This is a genomic window from Nocardia sp. NPDC056611 (genome assembly GCF_042792755.1).
Lineage (GTDB): Bacteria > Actinomycetota > Actinomycetes > Mycobacteriales > Mycobacteriaceae > Nocardia.
The window spans coordinates 1,483,870-1,502,688 of record NZ_JBHTVV010000001.1; the positions used below are offsets into that span (position 1 = coordinate 1,483,870).

Annotated in this window: 19 protein-coding genes and 1 tRNA gene; 8 read left to right on the forward strand and 12 right to left on the reverse strand. The window is 68.0% G+C overall.

Annotation, left to right across the window (positions count from 1 at the left end; genetic code table 11):
- Window positions 1-83: 83 nt before the first annotated feature.
- A complete protein-coding gene (locus ACFRAQ_RS06760) occupies window positions 84-2,102 on the reverse strand; it encodes a TPM domain-containing protein (protein ID WP_379094986.1) in 2,019 nt (672 codons plus the stop codon).
- A 61-nt stretch (window positions 2,103-2,163) separates the two neighbouring features.
- On the opposite strand from ACFRAQ_RS06760, the gene ACFRAQ_RS06765 reads away from it, so the two are divergent.
- The 4 genes from ACFRAQ_RS06765 to ACFRAQ_RS06780 are packed head-to-tail and all read left to right on the forward strand — an operon-like array spanning window position 2,164 to window position 5,568.
- Entirely contained in the window at window positions 2,164-2,859 is a 696-nt protein-coding gene (locus tag ACFRAQ_RS06765) for an MBL fold metallo-hydrolase (protein ID WP_379094989.1), read from the forward strand.
- 44 nt (window positions 2,860-2,903) lie between these two features.
- On the forward strand, window positions 2,904-3,560 hold the full coding sequence (locus tag ACFRAQ_RS06770; protein WP_379094992.1) for a YdcF family protein: 657 nt from the start codon (window positions 2,904-2,906) through the stop codon (window positions 3,558-3,560).
- Between the two features lie 3 nt (window positions 3,561-3,563).
- Complete coding sequence (locus ACFRAQ_RS06775) at window positions 3,564-4,832, forward strand: deoxyguanosinetriphosphate triphosphohydrolase (protein ID WP_379094995.1); 1,269 nt, start codon at window positions 3,564-3,566, stop codon at window positions 4,830-4,832.
- Window positions 4,833-4,863: 31 nt separating this feature from the next.
- Window positions 4,864-5,568: a hypothetical protein gene (locus tag ACFRAQ_RS06780; protein WP_379094997.1), complete on the forward strand. Its 705-nt coding sequence runs from the start codon at window positions 4,864-4,866 to the stop codon at window positions 5,566-5,568.
- A 179-nt stretch (window positions 5,569-5,747) separates the two neighbouring features.
- Here ACFRAQ_RS06780 and ACFRAQ_RS06785 read toward each other — a convergent pair whose 3' ends face one another.
- From ACFRAQ_RS06785 to ACFRAQ_RS06795, 3 genes are read right to left on the reverse strand one after another with little or no spacing between them, the layout of a single operon-like run.
- Entirely contained in the window at window positions 5,748-6,425 is a 678-nt protein-coding gene (locus tag ACFRAQ_RS06785; protein ID WP_379094999.1) for an energy-coupling factor ABC transporter ATP-binding protein, read from the reverse strand.
- The gene (locus ACFRAQ_RS06790) at window positions 6,422-6,970 is read right to left on the reverse strand and encodes a biotin transporter BioY (RefSeq protein ID WP_379095002.1); all 549 of its coding nucleotides are present in this window, start codon (window positions 6,968-6,970) and stop codon (window positions 6,422-6,424) included. The genes ACFRAQ_RS06785 and ACFRAQ_RS06790 overlap by 4 nt, the downstream gene beginning before the upstream one ends.
- Window positions 6,971-7,004: 34 nt before the next feature.
- Window positions 7,005-7,595: an energy-coupling factor transporter transmembrane component T family protein gene (locus ACFRAQ_RS06795; RefSeq protein WP_379095004.1), complete on the reverse strand. Its 591-nt coding sequence runs from the start codon at window positions 7,593-7,595 to the stop codon at window positions 7,005-7,007.
- Between the two features lie 212 nt (window positions 7,596-7,807).
- Between ACFRAQ_RS06795 and dnaG the strand changes: the two genes are divergently transcribed.
- A complete protein-coding gene (gene dnaG, locus ACFRAQ_RS06800) occupies window positions 7,808-9,721 on the forward strand; it encodes a DNA primase (RefSeq protein WP_379095006.1) in 1,914 nt (637 codons plus the stop codon).
- A 110-nt stretch (window positions 9,722-9,831) separates the two neighbouring features.
- Here dnaG and ACFRAQ_RS06805 read toward each other — a convergent pair whose 3' ends face one another.
- Window positions 9,832-10,077 carry a hypothetical protein gene (locus tag ACFRAQ_RS06805; RefSeq protein WP_213560124.1) on the reverse strand — a complete coding sequence of 82 codons (246 nt, stop codon included), beginning with the start codon at window positions 10,075-10,077 and terminating at the stop codon, window positions 9,832-9,834.
- Entirely contained in the window at window positions 10,007-11,245 is a 1,239-nt protein-coding gene (locus tag ACFRAQ_RS06810; RefSeq protein WP_379095009.1) for a zinc ribbon domain-containing protein, read from the reverse strand. Before ACFRAQ_RS06810 ends, ACFRAQ_RS06805 begins: the two co-directional genes overlap by 71 nt.
- A 678-nt stretch (window positions 11,246-11,923) precedes the next feature.
- Here ACFRAQ_RS06810 and ACFRAQ_RS06815 point away from each other — a divergent pair.
- Window positions 11,924-11,996: transfer RNA gene (locus ACFRAQ_RS06815), tRNA-Asn, on the forward strand.
- A 71-nt stretch (window positions 11,997-12,067) separates the two neighbouring features.
- On the opposite strand, the gene ACFRAQ_RS06820 is transcribed toward ACFRAQ_RS06815, so the two are convergent.
- From ACFRAQ_RS06820 to ACFRAQ_RS06835, 4 genes are all read right to left on the reverse strand, one after another.
- On the reverse strand, window positions 12,068-12,286 hold the full coding sequence (locus ACFRAQ_RS06820) for a hypothetical protein (protein WP_379095011.1): 219 nt from the start codon (window positions 12,284-12,286) through the stop codon (window positions 12,068-12,070).
- A gap of 210 nt (window positions 12,287-12,496) precedes the next feature.
- Window positions 12,497-14,281, reverse strand: a complete 1,785-nt coding sequence (locus ACFRAQ_RS06825) for a serine/threonine-protein kinase PknD (protein ID WP_379095014.1) — start codon at window positions 14,279-14,281, stop codon at window positions 12,497-12,499.
- A gap of 158 nt (window positions 14,282-14,439) precedes the next feature.
- Entirely contained in the window at window positions 14,440-14,772 is a 333-nt protein-coding gene (locus ACFRAQ_RS06830; protein WP_379095017.1) for a hypothetical protein, read from the reverse strand.
- Between the two features lie 76 nt (window positions 14,773-14,848).
- Window positions 14,849-15,463: a YdcF family protein gene (locus tag ACFRAQ_RS06835; protein WP_379095019.1), complete on the reverse strand. Its 615-nt coding sequence runs from the start codon at window positions 15,461-15,463 to the stop codon at window positions 14,849-14,851.
- A gap of 144 nt (window positions 15,464-15,607) precedes the next feature.
- On the opposite strand from ACFRAQ_RS06835, the gene ACFRAQ_RS06840 reads away from it, so the two are divergent.
- Window positions 15,608-16,819: an FAD-dependent monooxygenase gene (locus ACFRAQ_RS06840; protein WP_379095022.1), complete on the forward strand. Its 1,212-nt coding sequence runs from the start codon at window positions 15,608-15,610 to the stop codon at window positions 16,817-16,819.
- 71 nt (window positions 16,820-16,890) lie between these two features.
- On the opposite strand, the gene ACFRAQ_RS06845 is transcribed toward ACFRAQ_RS06840, so the two are convergent.
- On the reverse strand, window positions 16,891-17,400 hold the full coding sequence (locus ACFRAQ_RS06845) for a hypothetical protein (RefSeq protein WP_379095025.1): 510 nt from the start codon (window positions 17,398-17,400) through the stop codon (window positions 16,891-16,893).
- Window positions 17,401-17,619: 219 nt separating this feature from the next.
- Here ACFRAQ_RS06845 and ACFRAQ_RS06850 point away from each other — a divergent pair, with 219 nt between their 5' ends.
- Window positions 17,620-18,630, forward strand: a complete 1,011-nt coding sequence (locus ACFRAQ_RS06850) for a GAF domain-containing protein (RefSeq protein WP_379095028.1) — start codon at window positions 17,620-17,622, stop codon at window positions 18,628-18,630.
- Here the strand turns inward: ACFRAQ_RS06850 and ACFRAQ_RS06855 are convergent.
- On the reverse strand, window positions 18,627-18,758 hold the full coding sequence (locus ACFRAQ_RS06855) for a hypothetical protein (protein ID WP_379095031.1): 132 nt from the start codon (window positions 18,756-18,758) through the stop codon (window positions 18,627-18,629). The genes ACFRAQ_RS06850 and ACFRAQ_RS06855 overlap by 4 nt on opposite strands.
- Window positions 18,759-18,819: the final 61 nt, after the last annotated feature.

The window sequence follows — 18,819 nt, forward strand, 5'->3', positions numbered from 1 at the left end:
CGCGGGCCAAACCCGGTTTGGGCGTGTCCCGGCAGCGGATAGGTATTGCGGCGGCTTCCGCTCACCTCAGGTGAGCCGAACCCTCAGAACCGGCCGCCCCGGCTGATCCGCCGGGAGCCGTCGGAACCGCCGAAGGAGCCGGGGCCGTAGCTGCGGCCACCGCCCCCGCCTCCGAAACCGCCGCCGAATCCGCCACCGCCGCGGCGGTATTCATTGCCCATCCCGCGCAGCATGCCGTCGATGAGGATGCCACCCAGGATGGCCCCGGTCTGGGAGCCGCCGGAGGACACGCGTTGCTGCTGCTGGGCCTGCCATTCCTGCACCGCGGCCTGCGCGGTGTGCAGCGCGCGAGCGCCGAGTTCGACGGCGCGCTGGGCGGATTGGAGAGCCTGTTCGGGATTCGAGGCGGCGAGCTGATCGGCCTGCTCCAGACTGCGCTGCGCCTCGGCCAGACGGGTACGCGGTTCGGCGTCGACACCGCCGCGACGGGTACTGATGTAGTCGGCGGCCGCATTGACCTGGCTGCGGGCCGCGGTCAGCGTCTGGTCGAGGCGGCGACGCAGGTCATCGGCTGCCCGCTTGCGATCGCCGGCCGCGGCAATGGCCTGATCCAGCGCGGCGTCGGCGGCGACGGCCTGCCGGAAGACCCCGAGCGGATTGGTGGCCCCGTCAGCGGTGGCCTGATCGAGAGCCGTGCGCGCGGCGGCCGTCGCGGCGGGCAGATCGGTGCCGCCGTGCTCCGACAGTCCGTCGGCGGTGGCCAGATCACCGCGCAGTTCCTCGATCATGGCCGACAGCCCGGCCCGCGCCTGCTCGATATCGGTGGCGGCCGAATCGACCGCGTCCAACAGCGTGCGAGCCGCGTCCACAGCCGATTCGGCGGCGCGAATGTCGGATACCGCCGCGCCCTGCTGCCCGACCGGTTTGGCGGCTGCGGCCCGGCCGTCCGCGATCGTCCTCTCCGCGAACCCGATTCGCTCGCTCGCCATGCTCACGTTGTCGTGGATGGGCGCGAGCACCGACGCGGGATGCGCGGCCACCAGCGCCGTGAGCGTGGCCTGGGAGCCGGGAACCCGCGCGGTGAGCTCGATCAGATCGCGGGTCAGCGCGTCCAGCCGCTCCACGGCATTGATGAGCAGATTGCGCATGGCGTCGAATTCGCCGACCTTGGCGTCGAGGTCCCGATTCGCGCTGCCGCAGCTGCTGACCAGGTCGATCAGCATGCGCTGCTGCTGATCCGGGGTCTCGGGGATGTCGTCGTCGAGCTGCTGGCGGATCGAGAACGCCTTGGCCAGCGCCCGTTTCGCGCCCTCCAGGGCGGCGGTGAACGGGGTGGTGGCGGTGGCCCCGAATTCGTCGGTGGCCAGCCGCAATTCCTCGGTGCTGGTGCGAATGGCGTTGTCGGTGTCGACCAGCGTCTCCTTTGACAGGGCGTCCAGTACGACCAGCGGCAGGGCCTCCAGCGTCCGGGTGTCGGTCGGATCGGCCTTGCGCGCCGAATCCATGACCGAGCGTTCCCGCCGCGTCTTGCGCCGCTTCGACCACCACCAGATCCCCAGCACCGCCAGCGCGACCAGGAGCGCGATGATCAGTATCGGGAACAGCCCGATGCCGCCGGACCCGCTCATGGCGTCCGAGAGCCCGGTCGCCGTGGCCAGCCCGGCCCCGGCCCAATTCCCGTCGCGCAGCTTCGGCTCCACCCTGTCGGTGAGCAGCCGGTCGAGTTCCTTGTCGCTGACCGACTGCGGCACCGTCCCGGTGAACGCGTACGCCCGATCATCGACGGCGACCGACAGCAGCACATCGCGATCCCCGAACCCGGACAGCTTCGCGGTCTGCTCACCCCAGGCGTGCGAGTCCATTCCGCTGAAGTCGCGCACGTAGACGATCCACAGCCGCTCGTGGTCACGCGAGTACAGCGCGTCGATGGCCTGCTGCAGCTCCGCGGCCTGTCCGCGGTCCAGCGCCCCGGCCTGGTCGGTGACATAGCCGGGCAGTCGCAGGGGCGTCTCGGCCGCGGCCGGCGCGGCGTGGCCGCCGACCAGGGCCAAGGCCGCGAGCAGACCGGTCACGAGGAGGGACAGCTGCTTCGGTGGCCGCATGCATCGAATCTAACTGTGGAACGCGGAGGGTCGGTTTCTTCTGCACACTGTGTCGGGAGCCATGACTACGATCGGTGACGTGATCACCATCGATTCGCCCTACACGGGCCACGTCTCGCCCGGCTCCAATCCGCAGCAGCGTGAGGTTCCGGGCGCGCGCATCGTGAAGATGTCGGTCGGTGGCATGGACAACAACACCTATCTGGTGCAATGCGCCGCCACCGGCGCGACCCTGCTGATCGACGCCGCCAACGAGGCCGAGCGGATCCTCGAGCTCATCGGCCAGGAGGCCCCGGGCCGGCTGGAGCTCATCGTCACCACCCATCAGCACCAGGACCACTGGTTCGCACTCCAGGATGTGGTGGCGGCCATCGACATTCCGACCGCCGCGCACGAGCTGGACGCCGCGCCGCTACCGGTGCCCCCGGCCCGGCTGCTGGCAGACGGTGACAAGGTCCACGTCGGCGACCTCGTGCTGGAGGCCATCCACCTGAGCGGGCACACTCCCGGCTCGGTCGCGCTGGCGCTGACCGACGGCGCGGGCGGCGTCCACCTGTTCACCGGTGACTCGCTGTTCCCGGGCGGCGTGGGCCGGACCCGGTCTCCGGAGCAGTTCACCTCGCTGCTCGGCGACGTCGAGACCAAACTGTTCGACCGCTATCCGGACGACGCCGCGGTGTATCCGGGCCACGGCGACGACACCACCCTCGGCGCCGAGCGCCCGCACCTGCCCGAATGGCGGCAACGCGGTTGGTGAGACTCCGCAACCACCGAGCCGAACCGGACTGGTTGGCACAGGACATGGCCACATCCACCGCCCCCGAACGCGGTGGCGGCACGCTGCGCTGGGTGCGGCGGCTGCTGGTCGGCGGGGTGCTGATGGGCCTGGTCGTGGTGGGCGGCACCGCACTGCACGTGTGGCAGGTGGCCCGCATCGACGACTACACCCACGCCGACGCCATCGTGGTGCTGGGCGCGGCCCAGTACGACGGCACCCCGTCGTCGGTGTTCGAGGCGCGACTGGACCAGGCGCACAAGCTGTTCCGCAAGCAGGTCGCCCCCATGATCGTGACGGTGGGCGGCAAACAGGTCGGCGACAACTACACCGAGGCGGCCTCGGGCAAGAACTACCTGAAGGACCAGGGCGTCCCGGAGGACCGGATCCTGGCCGTCGAAACCGGCTCCGACACCCTGCAGAGCGTGGAAGCGGTGTCGAAAGCGCTGCTGGCGCGCGGAAAATCGTCGGTGGTGCTGGTCAGCGACCCCTGGCATTCGCTGCGCACCCGCACCATGGCGCGGGACGCCGGGCTGTCGGCGTGGACCGCGCCCACCAGAACCGGGCCCGCGGTGTACACGCGGGAATCGCAGGCGCACGGGATCTTCCGGGAGACCTTCGCATTGCTCTGGTATCAGCTGACCCATTTCTCGGCGGACTTCAAATACACGGCGGATCAGTGAGCAATGAACGCACGCATCGACTATGACGGGGTCTACACCGACGCCGACCGGGAACGCATGGTTCCCGAGACCGAGCACACGGCCGGACTGAGCTGGTCGCCGTGCCCCGCCCGGCGCAGCGAGTTCGCGCGCGACCGGGCCCGGGTCCTGCACTCGGCCGCGCTGCGGCGGCTCGCCGACAAGACCCAGGTCATGGGCCCCCGCGACGGTGACACCCCGCGCACCCGGCTCACCCATTCGCTGGAGGTCGCCCAGATCGGCCGCAGCATCGCCGACAGCCTGGGCTGCGATCCCGACCTGGTGGACCTGGCCGGGCTCGCCCACGACATCGGGCACCCGCCCTACGGGCACAATGGCGAGAAGGCGCTCGACCAATTCGCCGACGCGCACGGCGGTTTCGAGGGCAACGCGCAGAACCTGCGCATCCTCACCCGGCTCGAACCCAAGGTGATCGACGATCAGGGCGTCAGTGTCGGGCTCAACCCGACCCGGGCGGCCCTGGACGCCGTCATCAAATACCCGTGGGGCAGAACGGGTCCCAGCTCGAAGTTCGGGGCCTACGGGGTGGACATGGACCGGCTGGCCTGGGTCCGCAAGGACGCGCCCGACCGCCGCCAGTGCCTGGAGTCGCAGATCATGGACTGGGCCGACGATGTCGCCTACTCGGTACACGATGTCGAGGACGGGGTCATCGTGGGGCGTATCGACCTGCGCGCCCTGGCCGATCCGGTCGAACAGGTGGCGCTCGCCGAACTCGGCGCGCGACGGCATGCCGCGCATTCCGTGGACGACATGGTGGCCGCGGCGCAGCGGCTCTCCGAACTACCGGTGGTCGCGGCCGCCGCCGAGTACGACGGCTCGCTGCTCGCCTCCGTCGCGCTCAAACGGCTGACCAGCGATCTGGTGGGCCGCTTCGCCACCGCCGCCGTCGAGGCCACCCGCGCCGCGTGGGGCGGCCGCCAATTGTCGCGTTACGCCGCCGATCTGGAGGTGCCGCGCATCGTGGCCGCCGAGGTCGCGGTCCTCAAGACCATGGCGTTGCGGTACGTGCTCTCCGACCCGATCCACCGGGTGCGGCAGGCCGGGCAGCGCGAACGCATCCTGCTCGTCGCCGACCGGCTGCTCGCCGCCGCCCCGCACGGGCTGGACCGGCTACTGCTGCCGTGGTGGGAGGAAGCCGCCGACGACACCGCGCGGGTGCGGGTGATCGTCGACCAGATCGCCTCCTACACCGAGAGCCGCCTGGAACGCATCGCCGCCGCGATACCCTGATTCCGGTGAATCCGGCGGCAGGGGGCGCGCGATGACACGCGAGGTGGACGACCTGGTCGACCTCGAGCGATATCCGCTCGACCGACGGTCCGTGGCACGGCTGCGCGAGGTGATCGAGCGGTCGCAGGCGGACTTCCTGGTCAGCGGAGTCACCGTGCTGCCCGAATTCCTGCGGCCCGCCGCGGTCACCGAGATGGCGGCCGACGTGCTCTCCGACGGACTCGGCGACGCCATGCGCTTCGAATACACCGTGGCCTGCGACCGGATTCCGGACTCCTCGCCGTTGAAGGCGCTCTACCACTGGGAACCCTTGCGGGAGTTCGTCTCCCACCTGGTGGGGGAGCAGGCCTACCGGTCCGCCGACGAACTGGGCGCCATGACCGTGCAGATCCACGAGAACGGGGACATGCAGGACTGGCACTACGACATGTCCGATTACACGGTGATGCTGCACATCGTCGCGCCGGAGCGGGGCGGAGCGCTCGAATACATCCCGCTGCCCGGCGCTTTCATCGAGCGCGGGGGCGGGCTGCCGATGCGGCACCGGCACATGGTGAAGATGCTGCCGACCGTGCCCGGGACGCTGGTGCTGCACGCCGGGCGGCGCTCCCGGCACCGGGTGACGCCGGTGCAGGGTGAGATTCCGCGGGTGAGCGTGCACATGGCGTTCAACGCGCGGCCCGGGCAGCGGTTGAACGCGCATGTGCGGCGGCATCTGTTCGGGCGCGAGGACTGAAATCTTGGTGGGCGCGCATGGCCTGAAGCTCAGTCGGCGCGCATGGCCTGAAGCTCAGTCGGCGCGCATGGACTGAGGCTCAACCGGAGTGCATCGACTGAAGCTCAGCCGGAGTGCACGGACTGAGGCTCAGCGGGTGCGCATGGACTGAAGCTCAGCCGGAGCGCACGGACTGAGCGTCAGTCGGAGTGCATGGCCACGTAGTGCGGGATGGTCTTCGCGGGTGGGCCGTCGGCCACGACGCGGCCCTCGTCGAACACCAGCACGCGGTCGAAATCGGCGAGCAGGTCCAGATCGTGGGAGACCACGACCAATCGCTGCGGGAGGTCGCGCAGCATCCGGGTGATGCGGCGGGTGTTGCGGAGGTCGAGCAGGGTGGTCGGTTCGTCGAACACCACGTACTCCGGCCGCACCGACAGCACCGCGGCGATGGCGAGCAGTTGCTTCTGGCCGCCGCTGAGCAGATGCGCGGGATGGTCGCGGAATTCGGTGAGGCCGTAGGTCGCGAGGGTCTCGGTGACCCGTTGCGGGATGTCGGATTTGGCGACGCCGTGGTGCTTGAGCCCGAAGGCGAGGTCCTCGGCGACCGTCGGCATGACGATCTGCACATCCGGATCCTGGAAGACGAATCCGACCAGTTTGCGCACGGCCCGGCCCTGTTTGCGGGTATCGAGGCCGTCCACTCGGACCGTCCCCGCGGTCGGCACCTGCAGGCCGTTGAGCAGCCGCGCGAAGGTGGATTTGCCCGAACCGTTCGCGCCGACGACGGCGATCCGATGCTCGCTCAACCGCAGATCCAGGTCGCGCAGTACTGCGCGCTCGCCGAATCGGTGTGAGACGCCGTCGAGTTCGATCATGCCCGGGCCGGAATCATCGGATACGCCTTGCGCACCGCCACCGCGGCCAGCGACCCGATCACCGTCTTGACCACGTCACCCGGCAGGAACGCCACCGAGGTCGTGATCGCTTTGCCCAGCGAGATGTGCGCGGCCGCGGCCATCCACGGGATCCCGATGGCGTACAGCACGATCGCGCCGCCGAGGAAGTTGATCAGCAGGGCCAGCGGCAGGTTGTAGTGCTTCCACAGTCGTTCGGTGAGCAGGCCGATCACCAGCGCGCCGATCGGATAGGCGATCACGAAACCACCCGTCGGGCCCATGATCACCGACAGGCCGCCGCGCCCGCCCGCCAGCACCGGCAGTCCCGCGAAGACCATGACGTCGAAGAGCAGCATGGCCAGCGCACCGCGCTTGGCGCCCAGAATCGAGCCCGCCAGGATGACGCCCAGGGTTTGCGAGGTGAATGGTGCGAAGGCGCCCGGCAATTGGATCAGCGGGAAGAATCCCAGGACCACCATGATTGCCGCGAACAGCGCGATCTGCGCCAAATCCCTACTACGCACCCGAGGCATCCTAAATGGCTGCCGGACCGACCGGTCAGTCCAGTCCCCGAGCGTCCAAGGCCTCGCCGACCCCGTCGGCCATGCGCAGTGTGCGGATCAGTAGCGGGACCAGGAAGACGGTGCTGCGCTCGATGCCACGAGCCCGCTGGGCGGCGCGCACGAGTTCGGCCTGCTCACGGATGACCGGGATGAATCGGATGGTCATGGCGACCAGCAGGCCCACCCGTTCGGGACGGACGCCGAGCGGGCGCAGCGGGGTGAGCGCGCGTTCGATGGTGTCGACCATGGCCGAGGTGCGGGTGGTCAAGGTCACCAGATTGGCCAGCAGGACCAGGGTGAGCAGGCGTTCCCCGACCAGGACCGCCGTACGCGCGTCGGTGAAGACCACCTGCGCGATCACGATCAACCCCAGGAACGGCAGCAGCGCGAGGACCTGCCGCCCGGTCGTCCGCCACGGAATCCGCGCGAGCGCGTACAACCCCAGCACCACGATGAGCACGCCGGTCAGCACCGTGATCGACGACACGAAGAACAGCGCCGTCCCCGCGACCGCGAGCCCGGCCAGCTTCACCCCCGCGGGCACGACGTGCACCGGCGTCCGGGCGTCGTGATAGAGGCTGAGCACGCATCGATCTTCGCAGCTCGGCTCCGCCGCAGGTCGTCGGGGATCGGGCGACTGGTTTCGTCGGGAGTGGGGTAACTCGTCGGGGACGTCCGACATCGGTTCGGAGCCTGGCCGCCGGCCCGCATGCATGGCCATCAACGGCACTTTGTCGTGCGCCGAGGCGCGGAGAGGCGGGGAAGCGCGTGTCGCGGTGCCGGGGCTAGACTCGCTGGGTGGCTGGCCGACTTCCGGACCGCGATATCGCGGCGATTCGTGAACGTGTCCGGATCGAGGATGTCGTGGGGGAGTACGTCGCCCTCCGCCGAGCCGGCGCCGACTCCATGAAGGGCCTGTGCCCCTTCCACGACGAGAAGTCGCCGTCGTTCCATGTGCGGCCCAATCACGGCGTGTTCCACTGCTTCGGCTGCGGTGAGGGCGGTGACGTCTTCGCGTTCCTGCAGAAGATCGAGCACATCGGCTTCGTCGAGGCCGTCGAGCAGATGGCCGACCGGCTCAACTACAAGATCAACTACGAGGGCGGCGGCACGTCGGTCCGCGTCGACCGCGGCACCCGCGCCCGCCTGGTCGCCGCCAACGCGGCCGCGCACGAGTTCTACATCTCACAGCTCGGCGAGCCCGGGGCCGAGGCGGCCCGCAAGTACCTCACCGACCGCAATTTCGACCACAATGCCGCCCACCAGTTCGGCTGCGGCTACGCCCCCGGCGGCTGGGACACCCTCACGAAACACCTGCTGCGCAAGGGTTTCGAGTTCAAGGAGCTGGAGGCCGCGGGCCTGTCCAAGCAGGGCCAGCGCGGCCCGATGGACCGTTTCAACCGCCGTCTGCTGTGGCCGATCCGCAATCTCGGCGGCGAGGTGATCGGCTTCGGCGCCCGCCGCCTCTACGACGACGACACCATGACCGCCAAGTACATCAACACCTCGGAAACGTTGCTGTACAAGAAGTCCCAGGTGCTGTTCGGGCTCGACCACGCCAAGCGGGAGATCGCCAAGGGTCATCAGGCCGTGGTCGTGGAGGGCTACACCGACGTCATGGCCATGCACCTGGCCGGGGTCAAGACCGCGGTCGCCTCCTGCGGCACCGCCTTCGGCGACGACCACCTCGCGATCCTGCGTCGCCTGCTCATGGACGACAACTTCTGGCGCGGCGAGATCATCTACACCTTCGACGGCGACGCCGCCGGCCAGGCCGCCGCCCTCAAGGCCTTCTCCGGCGACCAGAAGCTCGCCGGCCAGACCTACATCGCGGTGGCCCCCGACGGCCTCGACCCGTGCGAACTGCGCCAGCGCAATGGCGACGGCGCGGTCCGCGACCTGGTTGCCCGCCGAGTCCCGTTGTACGAGTTCGTCATCCGCGGCCTGCTCGCCGAACACAACCTCGACGCCCCCGAAGGCCAGGTCGAGGCCCTGCGCCGCGCCGTCCCCGTGGTCTCCCAGATCAAGGACTTCGCCCTCCGCAAGGCCTACGCCACCAAACTGGCCGGTTGGGTCGGCTGGGACGACATCCAGCAGGTGGTCCGCCGCGTCGGTGAGGAGGCCCGCAAGGGCGCCCGCACCGGCGCCAAGCCCGGCATCCCCGAACGTCAACCCCACCACGAGGTTTCACCCGGCCCCGCCGCCCGTCCCAACCCCACGGACCCGGCCCTGCTGCCCCAGCGTCAAACCCTCGCCGCCGCCCTGCAATACCCCGCCTTCGCGGGCGCGGTCTTCGACTCCCTCGAGCCCGAAGCCTTCACCCACCCCGCGTTCCTCGCCGTCCGCGCCGCCATCGCCGAAGCTGGCGGCACCGCTGCGGGCCTCACCGGCGCGGAATGGGTCACCGCCGTCGCCGACAACACCGACGACCTCACCCTGCGCGCCATGGTCTCCGAACTGGCCGCCGAACCGCTCCCGGTGAAATCGGCCGAAGACATCCCTCGCTTCGTCGCCGGCGTCCTGGCCCGCACCCAGGAATCCTGGGTCGGCCGCCAGATCGCCGAACTGAAGTCCAAACTCCAGCGCATTTCCTCCACCGAGCAGCCCGACGCCTACATGGCGCTGTTCGGCGACCTGGTCGCGCTGGAGCAGTACCGCAAGAGCCTCCTCACCCAGGCCATGGGCAACTCAGGCGACTTCGCAGGCGTCTAGCGACGCCGCCCACACCGCACCCGCCCGGCAGGCGGCGAAGCTCGCCGCCCCAGGGCAGGGGTGTGGGGGCGCAGCCCCCACCAGGGGGCAAGGGGCAAAGCCCCAATCCCTTACCGCCGCAGCTGATCCTGCGGCACGAGGATGGTGGTCCGCTCGTCCAGCGGCACCATCGGTTCCAGCTTCGGCTGGGTGTTCAGCTTGTCCGCGAGCTTCTGCCGCCCCATCAACACGACCTTGCGCGTGACAGGACTCTCACTGATCGCGCGGGTCGTCTTGCTGATCTGTTCATACCGAACCCGCCCGGCCTTGGCGCCCAGCACATACCCAGCCGCCACACCGATGATCAACCGCAGCATCCCGAGAAGCTCCTCCCATAGGGTCAGACACGAATGGTAATCCGTTGTCTTTTTGTCGTCCTCCGGTGGTGTCCGGAGGATCGGCAGTGGGCGTGACTCGCGCCGCCCCGTGACGCTGTCGCTGAGCGATCTCGGCGAACGTCCAGCCCCAACGGGACTGAAATCGTTCGTCGAGGGCATTCAGGACTTGTCCACGATTCCGAGACGAGTCGGAGCCCACTAGGTGAGAACGTCTCAGCAGTGTTCGGGCTCCGCCAATGTCGGCGTGGACGGTTCTCCCGCAGAACCGGCACCGGAAGCGTGCTTGGGTTCGACGGTTGCTTCTGGCGGTGTATCCGCAGCTGCCGCATTCCTGACTGGAGTACGCGGCAGGGACTTCGAGGATCTCGATGCCGAGATCCTCACGCAGGGAAGCGAGTTTGGTGTCGACCGCGGCCCGGCCCGAGAACGCGAGCAGTCGGCGCAGGCGTTTGGACAGTTTGCCGGCCTGGGCCAGACCGCGGAAGTCCAGCTTCTCCACGATGACTCGGGCGACATCGGGTGCGCCGCCCTTGTCTGGGTTCAGGATTCGGTTCAAGCACCGGTTGACCTCGTTGGTGACGAACCCGCGAATGTCTTGGACCAAAGCCCGGTAACGACGCGAATCCCGCAACCGGATGTGCTGGCGGTTCAACGCCGCGACCAGCGGTTGCAGACGGGCGTCGTAGGCGCGCAACCGGTCCAGGAAGTCGCGCCCGTGCAAGGTGCCAGCACTGGTCGCGAACAAAGTCGCCATGCCCCAGTCCACGCCCAGGTCGCGGGTCCGCTCGTCACCGGGTATCGCTTTCCTGGTTTTCACGACAAGCCGGAACTCGACCCGGCCCTCCCCGGTGATGATGACTTGGCAGTGGTTGGCCACCACCGCGCCCGGGCGCGCCAGGCGCGCCTCGAACGCCGCTTGGGTGCGCAGTGGGATCCACACCGGCTTGTTTCTTGTCAGGGTGGAAATCCGGACCCAATAAGCGTGTGTGCCAGCGTGTTTCGGGGATTCGACGACGGCGATCTTGCCGTCCATCACCATGGTGCGGACACGCCGCAGATCCGGAGCCCCGACACGCTTGCGGACCTGGCGCATGATCGTGCGGGCCAGGGTCAAGATCTCGGCCGCGATCACACGGTGCTTCGACATCTGAATCTGCCCGGCCTGGGCCCCGTCCTGCCCGAGGCCGGGCTTGCCGGTACCAGGCGTTGGCCTTGTTCACGTACAGCAGATCCTCGGCGACCTTCTCGGGCAGAGTTGAGCCGGTGACGAGGTCGCGAAACACGCGTTCGCAGCTGCCCAGCCATGACCGGTGCGTGGCCACCGCCTGCTGACCGACCGAGTCCCACTGCCGTTGCGATAAGCCGTCGTCCCAGCCTTTGGTGTCCACCCACCGGGGCAGTACACCGGTGGTGAACAACTGTCGCCGCACCGCCGATTGGGCCCGCCCGAGCCCGGCCTGCCACACCGGCAACACCGCCGCGACCCGCGCGAGTTTCGCCGCGTTCGCGCATGACGGCAGCCGGTAGGACCGGCAACTCATCGCAGCGACCTCCGCAGCGGGCTTCATGACTCCAGTCAATACATGAGGCCACCGACAACTTCAGGCCCCGAGCGCGAACAGAAGGACAGAACGGACGCGTTTCCAGCGGACCCGCGACTCTTCGCACATACCATCCCGCCTCCGGCCCTGCCCGCCCCTGTCGATCTGGCACCCCATCTCGCCCCCGTCCATATTCCCGCAGGTAGAGCCACGATTTGGGAACTGTACAACCGATACGCTAAAGTTTTCCCCGGCCGGTCCGGAAGGGCCAGCCAGGGAAACAATCCCCTATAGCTCAATTGGCAGAGCAGCCGACTGTTAATCGGCAGGTTTCTGGTTCGAGTCCAGATGGGGGAGCCGAAAAGGCCCCTGACCAGCGGTTCACCCCGCAAGGTCGGGGGCCTTTCCCGTTTCCGGGTCCGAATTCCTCAAGAAAGTCTCACGAAACTCGGCATCGATCCATTCCCGTCGTGATCATGGTCCGCCGGATTCGTGCAGCCGGCCGCCTCGTGCAAGATCGCCGCCGCCCCGTGGTGAACTTTGCCCCGCGCCATGTACTTCCGCTGGGTCATCGCCGGATCCGCGTGCTGGAGAACATCGGCCACCACCCGCGCGGAAAGCCCCGCGTCATCGGGCAATAACGCCATGAACTTGCAGAAGGTATAGGGTTGTCGATCACCGGCACCGAAACACGTTGTGGTTCAGGGATATCCGCCAATACTCCCTTGGCAGTCAGGTATTCGTTCTGCCACGCCGCGCGCTGGGCGACCGACGGCGCACCCGAACAGCAAATGAGATTCGGACTTCAACAGATCTGCGGCGCGGAGGTTGACACCCTTGGACGGCGGAACGGGGGCTCAGCCGACCGGGAGTTTCACCACCGGATCGGGGCCCTGGTCGGTGATGTAAACGTTTCCCGCCGTGTCGACGGCCACACCCTGGGGATTCTTCAGGCCGGTGAACGGCAGCGGGGTCGGCGTCGACGCGCCCGCCGCCAACCTCACCACCCATTGATTACCCCAGTCGACGACGTACAAGTCTCCCGCCGTGTCGACCGCCACACCCTGGGGATCCTTGAGCCCGGTGAACGGCAGCGAGCTCGCCGTCGACGCGCCCGCCGCCAACCTCACGACCCGCTCGGTACTCAATTCGGTGACGTATACGTTTCCCGCCGTGTCGACCGCCACCCCTTGGGGATCTTGGAGCCCCGTGAACGGCAGCGGGGTCGGCGCCGACGCGCCCGCCGCCAACTTCACCACCCGATCGTTACCCCGGTCGCTGACGTACACGTTTCCCGCCGTATCGACGGCGACACCCTGGGGATCCTTGAGCCCGGTGAACGGCAGCGGCGTCGGCGTCGATGCGCCCGCCGCCAATTTCACCACCCGATTGTTACTGGTGTCAGTGACGTAAATGTTGCCCGCCGTGTCGACGGCCACACCCTGGGGATTATTCAGGCCGGTGAACGGCAGCGGGGTCGACGTCGATGCGCCCGCCGCCAATTTCACCACCCGATCGTTACCCATGTCGGTGACGTACACATTGCCCGCCGCGTCGACAGCCACATCGGTGGGCAAGCTGACGCCGGTGAACGGCAGCGGAGTCTGGGCCGAGTAGCCCGAGGTGATAGGTGTGGGCGAGTTGCCACCGCCTGATCCGAGGCGGACGCCGATGATGGCGGCCACCACCGTAACCGCGACCGCGGCGGCGAGCAGCCCGGCGGTCTTGGGCGACAATCTGATTCGCCGCCCATGGCGCGCAGCCATGCCCCCGGTGGTGCTGACCGCGGAATCGCCCACCGCGGTGCGGGCCGCCGCGGCCAGCTCGCGCGCGGTCTGGTAACGATCGTCGGGGTCTTTGGCCATTCCCTTGGCGATGATCGCATCGAACGCAGCCGGTACATCGGGTGTCATGGTGCTGGGTCGCGGCGGCGGGGTATGCAGGTGATGGGCGATCACACCCTGCACCCCCGCTGCGCTCGCAAACGGTGGTTGGCCGGTCAGGCACTGATACAGCACGCACGTCAACGCGTACACGTCCGCTCGGGCATCGGCCTTGACCTGCGCGGTGAGCTCCTCCGGCGCCATATAGGCAACGGTGCCGAGGGTTTCGCCGATCGTGGTCAGCGTACGGTCATCGGCGGCGTGGGCGATCCCGAAGTCGATCAGGTAGGCGAACTCATCGGCCCCCAGCAGGATGTTGGAGGGTTTGACATCGCGATGGACCAGCCCGACGTCGTGGGCCGCCTGCAGCGCGCCGGCCACCTGTGCGCAGATCGCCACTGCCCGCCGCGGCGACAAGGCACCTTCTCGGCTGATCACTTCACGCAGGTCGGTGCCTTCGATCAAGCGCATATTCAGATACAGCCGACCGTCGATGTCGCCGAAATCGTGGATGGGGATCACATGCGGCTCGGTCAGCTGCGCCACCGCCCGGCACTCCCGGCGGAACCGTTCGCGCAGCTCCTCGTCATCGGCGAAGCGCTCAGGCAACACCTTGACCGCCACCACCCGGTTGGTCAGCGAATCATGCGCCCGCCACACCTGGCCCATGCCACCCTGCCCCAGCAGGGACAACAGCCGATAGCGCCCGAACACCTCCGCTGAGGTGGTGTCTCTGCCACCCACTGATGTGTCGTCCATTGTGCCGTCCCGTGACCACCCGACTGGCAAACGGTGTACTTGCTTGCAACCCAACCCCCGCCCGAGCTGGTACTCCGCCCTAGTTGATTCAGCCAGGCCAGACAGTCGAGAGTCGGCGCTAGCCGCCAACAAACCTGTAGCAACTTCAGCGTACCGCTTTATCGATTTGTATCGCTCGCCGGCGAGCTGGCGGCCCAGTAGCCGCGTCCCGCGCCGAGCTCCACCACCGTTCTGGTCCCGCAGAACTCGCGAACCCACGCGATCGTCCGCGGCGAGGGAATCGTGTATGCGTAGGCCGCCCGCAGGATCGACTGCGCGTAGGCGAGGCGTCCGCTGCCGGATGTCTTGCCGCCGTTCACCACTCGGCGACCGTCTCGTTCGCCCACGGACGCCGCGACGGTGTCCCAGTACGGGTTCCGGGACTCGCCGCTGGTCAGGTAATGCACCAGGCGAAGGTCGAAGGCGGCGTCGTCGCCGGTGCCCGACGGCATGTCGGCGCTGTCGTCAAATACTAAGCAACGCGGGGAAATTGCGTTCGCGGCTGGTGTTCGTCGCCGAGCAGGGCGGCTAGTTGGTCGCGCTGCTCCGGTGTGAGAACGAGCTCGGCCATGACACCGGTTTTCCTCGGCCGTACAGGGCGAGTAGGGGTTTCAGTGGCATCCATTCGCCGAAGCGGTACTCGGCGCCGCGCACGAGTCGCTCGGCCAGGTCCGGGCGTTGGCGGACGAGGTAGGACCGGCCTCGTTCGGCGTGGTAGGGGAGCGAGACGATCTTGATCCGGTCGACGCTCTCCAGGTACGGGAGGGCGAAAGCGATGTTCTCCCAGGTGCTTCGGCTCTGCGGTTCGACCGTGAGTGGCCCGCGATAGCCGTGGGTGGTGGCGTAGTCGGCCATCAGTGCGGCTTCGGGGGTCGGGCCCGCGCACGCGCCGCCGCACAGGACGAGCCGACTACTGGCCGCGGCCGGGTCGACGGACCGCAGTCCGGCCCGCACCCGCCAGCGGTTCATCACATTGGCCCGGGTGCCCGCGTTGCGGTAGCCCAGCACGACGACTGCCTCCGTGGTGCCGGGAGCGGACCCCACGAATCTGCGTGAGGCGCGCCAGTTCTCCCACTCGCCCCAGAGGCCCACCGCCACGACTGCCCCGATCGACAGCCCGATCCGTCCCCTACGGGTCGTCACGTTCATGTCCTCTCACCGGCGTCGATTCGTGTTCGAGCCTACGCTCGCCACCGTGTTAGACATTTGTTCTAGACAAACGTGTCAGACCTCGTGTAGACATATGTCTTAGACAAACGTTCTTCACCACGAACCGGGAGACACCCCATGAGCACCACCGCCAACACCCTCCGCGTCCTGGTCGCCGGCGGCGGCATTGCCGGCAATGCTGTTGCCCTGCAGCTGCTTCGGGCCGGCATCGCGGTCACCGTCGTCGAGCGGGCGGACGCGCCGCGGCCCGGCGGGCAGGCTGTCGACCTGCGTGGGCCCAGCCGGGAGGTGGCCGAGCGGATGGGGCTGATGGAGGGGATCAAGAAGAGCCTGCTGCACGAGAAGGGGATGGCGATCGTCAAGGCGGACGGGTCGTCGGTGTACCGGATGTCGATGGAGATGTTCGACGGCAAGGGTCCGGTGGCCGACATCGAGATCAGCCGCGGCGACCTCAACAATGTGCTGCTCACCGAACTCGCCGGTGCCGCAGGCGAACTCGACTACCGCTACGGCGACTGGATCGAGACCATCGACCAGGATGGCGACGGGGCCACGGTCGGATTCGCCTCCGGCCGCGAAGAGCGCTACGACCTGGTGATCGGCGCGGACGGCGTGCACTCCCGGACCCGCAAGCTGGTGTTCGGCCCGGAGGAGGAGTTCACCACCTACCTGGGCGGCTACATGTCCTTCTACACGATCCCCACCCCGGCGGGCGTGGAGCAGGACTGGATGTCCATGCACGTGGTGCCGCGCGCCTCACTCGGCCTGCGCCCCGATTTCGACCCGGCCACCTCGAAGGCCATCATCACCCTGCGCACCGACGCCGACCCGGCCCTGCGCCGCGATATCCCGGCCCAGCGCACGCTGATTCGCGACATGCTGGCGGACGCGGGCTGGCTGGTCCCCGAGGCCCTCGAGCACCTGGAGACCACCGAGGACTTCTACTTCGACGAGCTGGTCCGCGTCGACATGCCCACGCTCTCCAAGGGCCGTGTCACCCTGCTCGGCGACTCCGGCTTCTGCGGCTCCCCGATGACCGGCATGGGCACCGCCATGGCCATCGTCGGCGCCTACCTGCTGGCGGGCGAAATCGCCGCTACCCCAGCCGATATCGACGGCGCCCTGGCCCGCTACGAGGAGCAGGTCACCCCGTTCCTGGAGAAGGCCAAGGAGCTCCCCGGCGGCGGCATCCAGATGATGCTCCCCACCTCGAAACTCGGCCTGAAGATGATGCAGCAGGTCGGAAAGCTGATGACCACCAAGCTGTTCCGCCCCATCATGATGAAAATGCTGGACCAGACCCAGGACTACGTCCTCCCGACCTACTGATCAAACCGCGCCGAAAAGGCCTTCCTCGACCGATCAACCGGTCGGTGAAGGCCTTTTCGTGCGACTGGCCGCTAACTCGAGCCGCTGGTCGCCGCGCCGAGCAGTCCCGACAGGATGCTGGATATCACCGCACCCGGCAGGTCGCTGGTGGCCGATCCGGACGCGGACCCACTGGCGGAGCCCGTCAGATATCCCCGGCCCGGCCCGGTCGTCGAGCCGAGGAAGGCGTCGCCGCCCCCATTGGCCAGCTCGTCGAGGGCGCAGGTGGCGAGCCCGCCGCCGGAGCCGCTGGTCAGGGCCGTGATGATCCCGTTCGTCAGACCTGCGGCGAGACCGGCCTCGGGGCCTGCGGCGGAACCGCCGAGGAACCCGAGCGCGGAACCCGTCACCGAGCCGGTGGCGGCCGAACTGGCCCAGCCTTTGAGGAATCCCTCGAGGCAGGTCATGCCGGGATCCAGTGCGGTGGGATCGGCCTGGGCAACCCCGGGGCCTTCAACTGTGAGTGGTTCGGCGGCCGCCGGCGCGGCCGCGATGGCGAGTGAAATACCGATAGAAGCGGTGATCAGAATGATGTTTCGCATCGAAGTACTGCTTTCCCCGAAAAACCTGGACGCATGACCAAATTAACCCCGCCGCCGATCGCTCGCAGGCCGAACGTGAAACTTGGCGGGAACGGCTCAATGCGGACCGCTCGGTGAAAAGTCTTGGGGGAAGGCCTGACTCGAGTAACGAATACCGGCCGGTGCCGCGCTGGGGAAGACTCGTGTACTCATGGTCAGGGGATGAGAGGGGAGTATGTGGTGAGCGGTACACGGTGGCTGTTGATCGAGACCTTCGGCGGCGGCGAGCCGACGGTGGTCGGACTCGGAAGTGCGCCAAGGAAATTCGTCCCGCTCACCCAGATGTTCCGGCAGCGGGAGACTCTCTCGGTCATTCGTGGCGCGGTGGCGGCGACCTTGGCTCGCCTCGAGTCGGTGGATGTCGTGAGCGAGGACGGGCGGCGGCGCACGGTGACGGTGCCGCTGCACATCACACCGGAACGAGTGCACGCGGTGCTGTTGTGGTCGGGCCCGGTCGAGGAGGAACTGCCGCCGCGAGATCGCGTGGGGGCGTGGTACTTCAACCTCTCGACGTCGAAATCCACGCGGTCGGATGATCTGCTCGAGCTGTACGGGGTCGCGCCGGAGAACCGGGCTCGGGAGCATGCCATCGCGGGGGTGTTCGCCCGCGTGATCACCAATAGTGACGAATCCGATGCGCTGGCGAAGATTGTGCGGTCGGCTCCCGGGACCGAGCATCAGGCGGTGTGGACCGTGCGGCGGGATGACGGTGCGTTGCGGGCGGCGCACTTCTCCTGCCGGATCCTCGAGGAGCACACGTCCGCAGAGGGGCCGGAGATCTTCATGCGGGGCGTTACGCATGACATCGGGGACGCGACCGAGGTGAGTTCGGCGCCGCCGCCCGTCATTCTGGAGCATCGGGTGTTGGATGCGGCTGCGGCGGAAGGGGAGTATCGGGCGATCGTGGATTTGCGGAATCTGCGGTTGTTGCGGTGGATGGGGCCGGCGATGCCGGGGATCGCGTGGCAGTCGTTGGCGGGGGAGCCGGAGCCGGGGATTCATCCCGAGGATCTGGGGATCGCGAAGGCCATGAGCCGGGATCTGGCGCAGTCGCGGACGTCGGGGGTGTTGCGGTTGCGGGCGTTGGACGGTGGGTGGCGGGTGGTGCGGGCGCGGGCGGTGTTGATGGCGCTGGATCAGTACACGACGGCCGCGTTGGTGACCGTTCGGGACCCGGACCTGGTGGATTAGCCGGCCAGCAAACAAACCACCAGTAATGTTTGTTGGGTATATAACAGCCGTTCGCCGCGCGTCGCGGGTTTGCGGCAGGTCAGCGTGATCAAGGGGGAAATACGCAGGTGGGCGGGGGATTTGCTCAATTGATCACGGTATGTCCGGATCGCTACACTGCCGCCAGTACGCACCCGCGCGAGCGGGAAT